Genomic DNA, 10,588 nt, shown 5'->3' on the forward strand with positions numbered 1-10,588 from the left:
CTCTCGCAAGCTCGAGTTACCCACATACCCACATACCCACAGGCTCAACAAATATTTTATTAATTTTAAGAGGGTGATATCTCCTAAAATTTAATTGGTTGCTGGTCTAGACATGGGGGTCACTTAAATTGAGGACCATCCAGATCTCCAAGAGCTAATTCAAGCAGAACTGAAGCATTGCACGAGTTTAATATCTGCAATCAAGCTTTCTGAAGCGCCATCACAAGCAAAAATCAAAATACCTGAATTTCCTGAAGAATTAAAAAAGCAGATTGAATCAGAAGGCCATAAAGTTAAAACCATTTATAGTTTAATGGATAAAAGAAAAGGTATTGGCTACTCCATTGAAATTGATCCTCAGATTCCGTCTAATGAGCGTAATAGTAAATGCGATGAAATAGAAGACGCTCTAAAGCGTATACCTCATCTATCTAGTAATGTGATCTACATTACAGAAAATATTAATTTAAAACCCGTCGAAGACGAAAATAATCAGCCTAAAATGTCATTCTAATAGAAGTGCACTTCTTGCTGATGTGGCAGAATACCTCAAAAATTCCCGGATTCCGCTACGCCGCATCCAGGATCTGTAGATGTAGTTGTGTATAAATTCCAAATGCGAAGATTTGACCCCTTGGGACAATAAATAAATTTTGATTTTACCGACCCGTATTATAAACTGAGAATCCTATGTAAATGGAATCCAATTTAAAGGACAGAGGTTTTTTAGCATGCCAGATAATATACCCGATTACCGACAATTACCACAAATCAAAGAAATGAATCCAGCCAAGTGTTTCTATGCAAACGCGCTCGCAGCACTACCAAACAATCGTCTTGCTATTGGAATGGGTACTCAGATTGAGCTGTATAATGTGCAAACGGGAAACCGTTTCCTTATATTAAAAGCGGATCAGGATCAGGATCATAATATTAGATGTCTCACTATGATTTCAGAGGACACTCTCGTCAGCGGTGGTGGCTCCTCAATTAAATTATGGAATATACAAAATGGTAATTGTATACGCACCTTAATTGGGCATTCTAATACTATTTACTCTGTTGTTGAGGTGGATAATCATACTTTGGCAAGTGCGAGCGAAGATAATACAATTAAGCTATGGGATCTTGAAACCGGAAAATGTATCGATACTTTGAACGGGCAATATAATAATGGGATCTCTTCTCTAGCTATGCTCTCAAATAATCTACTCGCCAGCGGTGGATTTAGTGATGGAATTAGACTATGGGATATCAGAAGTAGACGTTGTATAAAAAAAATTCCTAGTCACACTACGGTTCTCTCACTTACAAAACTACCAAATGGTACGTTCGCTGCAGGAACAAATGCAAAAAAAATTGATCTTTATGATATTCAAAGCGGAAACCATGTTCGTAGCTTACGGGGGAATTCTAATAGTATTGATTGCTTGATCGTATCAAGTGAAATTCTAGTAAGCAGCGGTAGAAATGGTATAAATGATCTGTGGGATATTAAGACAAATCAATGCCTCGGCAGTATATCTATTTTAACCCATCCTTCTCAAGAAACCATGATTGGTCGTGCTTGTCTTACAATGCTTTCAAATGGCATTTTTGCTACTGGTGGATCTGCATTCTATGCTATTAAACTTTGTGATATACAAAGCAAACAGATTGTTGGTTCCCTAGGATTGAAACATTTGAAAAGCATAACACAATCGCAAATGCTGTCAGATGGCATTCTTGCAACGGGAAGTTATGACACCACAATTAAGCTATGGAATATACAAACTGAAGAATGCATACATACTCTGATTGGACATTCCGCATACATCACCAACCTTGAATTAGTTTCTAGTGAAATTCTCGCCAGTAGTTGTAGGGACTATATAACTAAACTGTGGAACATCAAAACTGGGCAATGTATCTTTACATTCAAATATCAATCTGCACTCCCCCCCTCATCCATCAATTATTTTCGCACGAAACTGCTTTCTAATCGCTGGTTAGCTTGCGGAAGTTGGCACAGTGGGATAGATTTATGGGATATAAAGACCGGTCAGCATATGGGTACTTTGCAAGGAAATCCCAACTTTCTGCAAGAGTTTGCTGAACTCTCAAATGGAATTCTGATTAGTGAAGAACCTAAACCTAAAAATCAAATAATAGAGTTCTGGGATAATCAAAATGGTAAGTATATTCGTCGAACTCTTGATGGTTACCATTCTAATGGTATAAACTGCTTTACCATATTCCCCAACAATATTCTCGCAAGCGCAGCATACGACACAATTAAATTGTGGAATACTCAAACCGGAGAATGTAATTATTCTTTAAAAACAAATTTCCCTATCAACCACCTTATCGTACTATCTAACGAACTTTTAGCGTGTGTAGGAAAACATAAAGCCGTCATTGAAGTATGGAATATTCAGACATACCAATTAATCCAGACTTTGCAACTACCTCTGGATGATTCTCAGGAAAGCTATTTCCTTGAAGTTCTGTCGAATGGTACTTTTATTACTGCAAATGATTTTAACACTAATAAAAAGACCCTTAAAGTATGGGATATACACACAGGAAAATGCCTCTTAACAATTGGACAAGAGAATTGCAAAAAATTTAATCATGTCAAAATCTCATCAAATAATGTCAATATTATTGGGGTCAGCTATGTAGAGCAAGATGATACAAGAACTCTTAAATTATGGAATACACAAAGCGGCGAATGTGTACGAATTTTGAAAAATTTTGAAGATAATTATGAGTCCGAAATTAAAATATTTTCTCATGGTGTTATTGGGCATCGTTGCAGTAAGTCGAAAATACAATTGTGGGATAACACGGATAATCTTAATCGCACTTTGGAAGAGTTTGATTTCATTCATGACTTCTTTGAAGGGGCTAATGGGAATATTATCGTCATCGGAACTCGTTTTCTTAATATCAGAGTAAAAACCACCGAATTATACGATACAAAAACTGGAAAGCGTACAATTCTTGGGGAAGGACCTAGTATAAATTACGATGGAATGCTACCCAACGGTTCTATTATTCTCAGAGACTCAAAAACAATTAAGCTGTGGAATACCGAAACATTCCAATGTGTTACCTTGAATGATAATTCTCAAGGAAGAATTGCTATACTCCCCAACGGTAACTTTGTTATTCATCATCGCGATAATAGAAAAACAATAAAATTTTGGGATATCCAAACTAAAGAATGTATTTATACGTTGAATAATATCAATGATTTTAAGATATTATCTAACGATATTCTTGCGAGCTGGAACGATAATATTATTAGGTTTTGGGATATTAAAACTTGGCAGTGTACTAAATCATTAATTGCTCATTCAGACTTTGTCGAGGGCCTTGAGCTAAATAATGATACTCTAGCTAGTTGGGGAGATAGTAATATAATTAAACTATGGGACATTAAAACTTGGCAATGCATTCGCACCTTTGAACATGATAAGATTCAATCCGTAAAATTTGCTAATTCAACCCTAGCGAGTTTGAGCAACGACTCAATAAAGATATGGGATACACGGAAGGGCCTTTGTCGTCACGTTCTTACAATTGATGGTAGCCATATTAGTAAATTTAAAATGCTATCAGATGCTATCCTTATTACTTATACTACTGCACAAAAAAGGCTGGATCTGTGGAATGTCAAAACTGGGCAGTGTATTTACACTATAAAAGACTGCAATGCTTTCAATCAACTTGAATTCGATTATATCGAAATTGATCAAATGAATTTCGATGTTGTAAAACTTTTGCATTGGCCCAAGGTACAAAAAGAGGAGAAGAAACAACTAGATTTATTGCCCGCAGTTAAAACTGCATTAGATATGGGTCTGTATATGGCTACTTTTCATAATGATGGATTGGAAATTCAATACATACCGACATTGAAATCTCCTTCTATAACCAGTAAAGAGGCGCTTCGTGCATTGATAAATCAAATCCGTACTACCACCTTAGTAAGTGACATCCTGCGACCCCAAGATGATATTATTTTGATAAAAACTGAAAATTTTGAGGCCATGGATCAGCTACAAGAGCTTCTGGAATCAGCTGGCATTTTAACGTTGGCTAGCCCCACACCAAAACAATTTTAATATTCTTAGAATAATAAGCAAAAGGAGACTGCCGTGCCTGACACAAATCAAGTATTGAATAATAAATTACAAATTTATCGCAAAGTAATAGTACAAGAATTTATCCGAGAATTTACGTTTCTACTCGATGTGGTAGCAGGACGTGCCTCTGCTAAAGGAGATTTCACCGATAAGCTTATTGCTATTGTGAAATTTGGCACATCAAATTTATTGGGAAATATCAGCATTCCTGGTGTGAATGTGCTCGATTCAATAATTGAAATTGGCATAGAGGCGCTTAATGACAAACGTAAAGAAAGAAGCCTGGATCATTTAGATCAACAAGCGACAGAAATAGATAATGAACAACTACGCATTTTATTAGAATGCGTGGCGCTGGAAGCTAGCCGTCGTTATGAGTTTATACTTGACACCTATCTATCTGATAGCCCCTTTGAAGTAGTACCACTAGCAAAAACACAAGTCGAGAGGATGCTCGAGTATGTTATACGAACTAGTTTGCCACTTACTTATGATAATTTATTGACAGGTATAATAGCGGGCCGCTCGGGGGCTTATGTGACTGGTTTTACTAATACACGCTTAGAATCCAAAGATGATCCAAAACTCAAATTTACTGCTGATGGTCTGTGTGGTCGCCCCGCCTTTATGACAGCTAATAAACAATTTTATATATTAAATCCTGAAACATCACAACCTTTGCACAAGCGCCAATCTAATCCTAATATGGTTACCACACTAACTCAAAAATTTGATTATAAAAAAGAATCTCTATTTAATTATGGTTATACCAAATTCATTAAAAAGAAGAAAACAATACGTGGCCAGCCGATAATTTTAGAACCGAAATATGGTTATGTACTTGTACCTCTCTCCGTAGTACAACAATTTGGCTATGAAGTACAACCTCGATCTAGTTTAAGCTCACCATTAACCACAAAAATCGATCAGCATAATCCAACTATTCAAGTGGTTACTCGTCGGGAAATTGAAGAGTATTTACAACGCCACAAAACAAAAATGTCATTTAATGATTTCATTCGTCGAAGAACTCCAAATACAACATTCACATTATTTGAGCCAAATCAACAACAAGATTTGGATTTTTCCAAATTCGATTTTAGTAATGCAGACTTTAGCGATTGCATTTTGAATGGGATTATAATTAAAGGCTCACTGGAAAATTCTAAATTTCAAGAAAGTTATTTAATTGGGGCTGATTTAAGTGGCGTGACAAATGCCAATCACACCAATTTTATGGGCGCACACTTAGAATACTTGAAAGGAAATAATGCTAATTTAAATGGCGCGAATTTAACTCAGGCACAGTTGCATTATGCCAATTTACAAGAGTCCCAATTACGGAGAATTCAGCATTTGGGCGCTATATGGATTAATGCAAATCTAAAAGACGCATCCACAGATGACCTCTCTGAAATTGAACATGAACAACAAGAACAACAAAATGCTTTAAAAGTGCAACTAGAAGAGATGCTAACTGAAATTAAGGATCAGCGTGAAATTATAGCGGAAATTCAATTGTTGTATACGAAGCAAGAACAATATATACAAACAAGTAAAGATATGACCGATACTCAAACGGAGCAAGCTAAAAAACTGCAATCGCTACTCGGAAAACTTGTTCAAGAAAAGCAAAGTCGCATGACATTTGAACGCTACTGTCGAGCTGAATTTAATCAACTAAAAACTTATACGCAAGATATAAGCAAGGATGTTAGCAGTCATCAACAAGCCATCCAACAACTGGATCAACGCGTCCATCAACTTGAGCTGCTACTTAAAGAACAAGGCGCTCTCCTTCAAATGATGCTAAATATAATAAAGCCTAATGAAGCACAGGAACTATTAAAAAAATATTGTCCTACTTTATTTATCGAACAACAGCAGCAAGCAATTCGTGATCTTAAGCAAAAAATACAAGATCAATTAGACGAATCAACCTCCTCCCCCGAAGAACAGCAACAATTATCTGAAATTATTAATCAAGCAAAAAATCTGACAGACAAACTTACACAGACAAATTTTGATGAAAAAGAATTTTCTGAAGATTTAGATAGCCTAACTAATGAAGCCCATCGATATATAGACAATCAAACAAATAAATTAAATGAAACGTATCATCATTTACAAAAACTTGACTCGTGCATTAAACAATTGAAACAAAATGATACTCGTGAGAAATCTATCCCAGAACTACAGCCCCCAATATCTGACAATAACAATGTTCAACCCAGAGCTGCTGAAAAACAAGTGCTAACTAAATTTTTCCATTCAACCGCAACGCCTGAAATTTCTCCTAAAAGTTCTTTACTACTGTCAGCCGAATTATCAAACGCACTAAAATGGGGTAAATTTGAGATTACCCTTCTGCAGAGCAATGAAAAAGGTCTTTTGATATGTTATAAGCAAACTGATTTAACAAAAACTAATTATTCCAAGACCGCACTAAACGGACTACGAGAAAATCTATACTCGAACAAAGCAGATTTAATCACTGGCGACACCTCAACAGAAGATACGTTGATTATTAAAAGCCAATACAGTTCAGATGTTCAAGATCTTAAGGAATACCTGGAAGAAAACGCAATCATCCTAAAGAACGTTGATTATGCACTCCAATAAATCCCATCACGGATATTTGCGTCAGAGATGATGAGATAGAGAGAGGAAATGGGGTCAAATCTTGAAAGTGACTGCCTACAACAATCAAGACTTGACCCTAGGCATAGGTTAAGGAGTAATTAGTAGAGACGATGAATCAGGAGACTTTCTAAAGCGTATACCTTAGGATCACTTATAATTTGAGACAAGCCTGGTATTTTTACAGTATACTTAAGTTATATTACATGAAAATTATTCGGAGCTATTCTACTCTTTTTATTAATCCATGAAAGACAAATCAAACTATAAGATATTGCAATGTTACAAAATTTTGAAGATGGTTTAGTGATTCTCCCCGGAACAGAAATAATCACAGACAGAAATTTTACTAATTTAGATTGGTCTGAGATAGAACATTTAGGGCTTACTTTCAAAAACTGTTATATATCTCATTCCAATTTTTCTGGCTGCAAGCTAGATAACATTACCCTTGAAAACTGTACTTTAATAAATTGCAATTTTGAAAAATCAAGTATCCAAGATAGTTATTTCCAAGATTGTCTTCTTTACGATAAAGATCAGCAAATTGGTTGTAACTTTAATTTAGCTTCGTTAAATGGCAGCAAGTTTGATCGGTGCGATATTTCAATGACCAATTTCAGACGAGCAAATTTATTTCAACTATCAATCAATGAATGCAAAGCACAAGGGTGTAACTTCGAATTTGCAAACTTTGCAAATATAGTAAGCCGAAATATTGTGTTTAGCTGTGCTCAACTCACGAAAACTGATTTCAAATATTCAAATTTTGAAGGTGTTTATCTAGAAAAATGTGATTTATCAGAAAGCAAATTCGCGTGTGTCAATTTTTCAAAAGCAAATCTAGAGGAAGCAGACCTTACTCTTACTGAGTTCGCACCTAGCGAATACGATGGCTTATCAATATTTAAAGCGGATATGAGAAATGCTGACATTCGAAATATTGATATTCAAAAATTAGATTTTTCGGGAGTCAAAATTTCTGAATGGCAACAAGATGTATTTATTGAAGGGCTAGGACTAATTGTTTGCTAATAAATCTAGTCAAATTGTTTATGCTCGGAATTCCCCCCAGATAAATCCTGTATGTTTTACCATGATGTCACAAGGCCTATTCCGCTTGTAAAATTATAAGAGGACATTATTTTATGGTTGAGAAACTGAAGGAAAACCGCACTCTTATCTTCGCTGTACACATTACGTGTTTACCGTTTTAGTTAAAAATTTCGTTCCGAGGTAGCTAGTGCTCAGAACCCCGCATCTGAAACCCTATAACAGCACTTATTAAGTACTACTATTTCTTCATTCCAATTCTTATCAGCTCCTAAGACCCTCTAAATTTATTAAAAACTTATTGACTTACGATAATTTCTTATTATGATCTGCAACTCTTATTGATGATTTTTAAAGGAATACAATGAAAAAACAACTATTAGGCCTCACAACCCTTCTTTTATTTACCTATTCCCAATCAAATTGGGCGGCTTATTCTAAAAACCAGATAAATAATGACTCAGGAGTGTATATAGGCGCTCAAATAGGTGACAGTATTAATCACAGAGATAGTTTTCGTGGTACTAAAGACAAAGGAGGGGTCAGTCGATTCTTTGGAGGTGTAGATTTTAACAAATATTGGGGTTTGGAACTTGGTTATACCAGTCAACCTAATGTTGAATACAATTATGTGTCACGTTGGAGTGAAACAAATCCTCACGGAACATTAAAAAGCTCTTCGGTGGAAGCGCTCGGCAAGTTTACTGTCCCTATGTATAAAAAGTTAAGTTTAATTACTAAGCTCGGAGTCTCTTATAATAGAGAAGATGATGGTGTAATTAATGAATACTCTGATAGTCCCCTCCCTGCTGGTGCACCCGGTTTCTCCACAAAAGTGGATGAAAAGAGGTACGTCAGAAAAACTATCGCGCCTGCTGCGGGTTTAGGGTTAAGCTATTCATTAACTAAAAATTGTAGTGCTGAGATTAGTTATCTTAATAATCATGTTGGTTCAACTTCGGGCAATTATCTTCTCGGCTTCACTTATAAATTTAGATAGATCTTTAAAAGGTGAGTTTATTGATTGTTGATGCTTACCAGTGAATGTAATATTACTACTAGCAGGTTGTCAGAATAAAATGCCAATGATTGGCAACTTGCCCTACAAAGCAAGCCCACTCAAATTAGATCACACATGGAGCTAGCCAATAATGCCAAGAGGAAAGCAACTTAATGTCACAACTCCAAAATGGCGCAAAGCCATCGGAAGTTATCAGGAAAAAGAATTTAAAAAAATAAACGAATCAATAAATATAATAACCGACCCATCTTCCTCTAGAGCAGGAAATGTGAAAGAAACATATCCTGAACTATACAGGCAATTCAACCAAGGCGAATGTCAATTTTATAGAAATGGATTAATAATAACTCAGATTAAACCTGGCCTGCTTACTACATTTTTAATTTTTAGCATACTAACAAGAATGGCGCTAGCTGATGGAAATGTTGTAGAGATACAACAAGTACAAAACTCTGATTTAAGAAGTGATAAATTAGATTATCATACTCCACCCTCTTATGCTTATACACCGGATGGAATGTGGCCGAAGCAGCAATCTAGTTTTACATTTTATCACTCAGCCAGTGACCCTCTAATGAAACCATATTTAGAAGATCCTGAATTACTTAAACTAGTTGAACAAGCTACTATCGTATACACACCAATTGACTATGCAAATTTTAAAATATCAGAAGGAGATTATGTAAAAGTCTGTAATGATATGATAAAAATGATTCGAATTAACCTGGCTTATGTTTTAAATACACAGCTTTTAAAACAGTTACTCAAGGAACACGGCATCAAAATAACTATAGTACACCCTTTTTTTATAGGTTATAACCAGGGTGTTTATGATTACCACACAAACACGATTCTAATAGCTTGGGATCAGTATTTCTCTAATTCAGAAATTAGAAATGTCTTGAAAAATGAAATTCATCACATGGCGGTCTGCATAAGAAATGGCGGTAGAACAGAAACATGTATAACGCCTCCCACATTTAAAAAACTAAACAAAATTATTGCACGAGGTAATAAAAAAATTAATGAGTATGCTGAGCTGTTTCGTTTAGGTCATCAATTAAAAGATTTAGAAGCAATAATCGATCAGTATGAACCCATGCTCTTTCAACTACCTGTAACAGTTTACGACTATAACATGCTAATGGAAACAACAAGCGCTAAAATCCTCGAAGACGGACGCATATTCGTTCCTAAAGGGGAAGCACCCATGGCCGGAGAAGGACATTATGATAAAACGTTAGTAAATAATGATTTTTATATAAAGCTATGCCAGGTAGATTCAGACAATATAATTTATAAAATATGTTTTGCGAAAGATAGTAGCGTTAATTCAAAAATGACAGCTTTCTTCATAGATTGGGACATCCGACAATTTCATTATGTAGATGGCTATGGCGATTCCAGTTTTTTCAAAACAAATTTAAATAATAGAGTGAGTGAGTTTGCTAGTGATTTGGAAGAGTTACCCAAAGGGCTTAAGGAACTTTTTTACCCTAAGTTTTGCGAAATATTTTCACAGTTCCATAATGTGGACGATTATTGTTCAAGACCCGCAGTGCCATTTGAGACTGAACTTCCAGAAGAAATAGTGCACTCCACTTAATTATTCCCTATTTCTCAATTAGTCCGCGACATACCCTTCCAGGCGGTCCGCGATATACTCTTACCTGTCGTCCGCGAATATACCCTTCCACGTCGTCCCGCGACTTGATCGCGGGATCCAGCCTCGGACGTGGAT

Annotated in this window: 6 protein-coding genes; all 6 read left to right on the forward strand. The window is 35.8% G+C overall.

Going from position 1 to position 10,588, the window contains the following annotated elements; translation table 11 throughout:
• Positions 1-313: 313 nt before the first annotated feature.
• The 6 genes from H0U71_02925 (at position 314) to H0U71_02950 (ending at position 10,453) form a co-directional block, all read left to right on the forward strand.
• Entirely contained in the window at positions 314-514 is a 201-nt protein-coding gene (locus H0U71_02925; GenBank protein MBA2654004.1) for a hypothetical protein, read from the forward strand.
• 217 nt (positions 515-731) lie between these two features.
• Positions 732-4,112 (forward strand): WD40 repeat domain-containing protein, encoded by a 3,381-nt coding sequence (locus H0U71_02930; GenBank protein ID MBA2654005.1) that lies wholly within the window; start codon positions 732-734, stop codon positions 4,110-4,112.
• 33 nt (positions 4,113-4,145) lie between these two features.
• Positions 4,146-6,755, forward strand: a complete 2,610-nt coding sequence (locus H0U71_02935) for a pentapeptide repeat-containing protein (protein ID MBA2654006.1) — start codon at positions 4,146-4,148, stop codon at positions 6,753-6,755.
• Between the two features lie 297 nt (positions 6,756-7,052).
• Positions 7,053-7,808, forward strand: a complete 756-nt coding sequence (locus tag H0U71_02940) for a pentapeptide repeat-containing protein (GenBank protein MBA2654007.1) — start codon at positions 7,053-7,055, stop codon at positions 7,806-7,808.
• A gap of 382 nt (positions 7,809-8,190) precedes the next feature.
• Positions 8,191-8,826: a porin family protein gene (locus tag H0U71_02945; GenBank protein ID MBA2654008.1), complete on the forward strand. Its 636-nt coding sequence runs from the start codon at positions 8,191-8,193 to the stop codon at positions 8,824-8,826.
• Between the two features lie 151 nt (positions 8,827-8,977).
• Complete coding sequence (locus tag H0U71_02950; GenBank protein ID MBA2654009.1) at positions 8,978-10,453, forward strand: hypothetical protein; 1,476 nt, start codon at positions 8,978-8,980, stop codon at positions 10,451-10,453.
• Positions 10,454-10,588: the final 135 nt, after the last annotated feature.

The organism is Gammaproteobacteria bacterium, assembly GCA_013697705.1.
In the GTDB taxonomy this organism is placed as follows: domain Bacteria; phylum Pseudomonadota; class Gammaproteobacteria; order UBA6002; family UBA6002; genus UBA6002.

Bases quoted from the DNA above. Each gene is read 5' to 3' on its own strand.
- H0U71_02925 (MBA2654004.1), top strand. From the start codon at position 314: ATGGATAAAAGAAAAGGTATTGGCTACTCCATTGAAATTGATCCTCAG.
- H0U71_02930 (MBA2654005.1), top strand. From the start codon at position 732: ATGCCAGATAATATACCCGATTACCGACAATTACCACAAATCAAAGAA.
- H0U71_02940 (MBA2654007.1), top strand. From the start codon at position 7,053: ATGTTACAAAATTTTGAAGATGGTTTAGTGATTCTCCCCGGAACAGAA.
- H0U71_02945 (MBA2654008.1), top strand. From the start codon at position 8,191: ATGAAAAAACAACTATTAGGCCTCACAACCCTTCTTTTATTTACCTAT.
- H0U71_02950 (MBA2654009.1), top strand. From the start codon at position 8,978: ATGCCAAGAGGAAAGCAACTTAATGTCACAACTCCAAAATGGCGCAAA.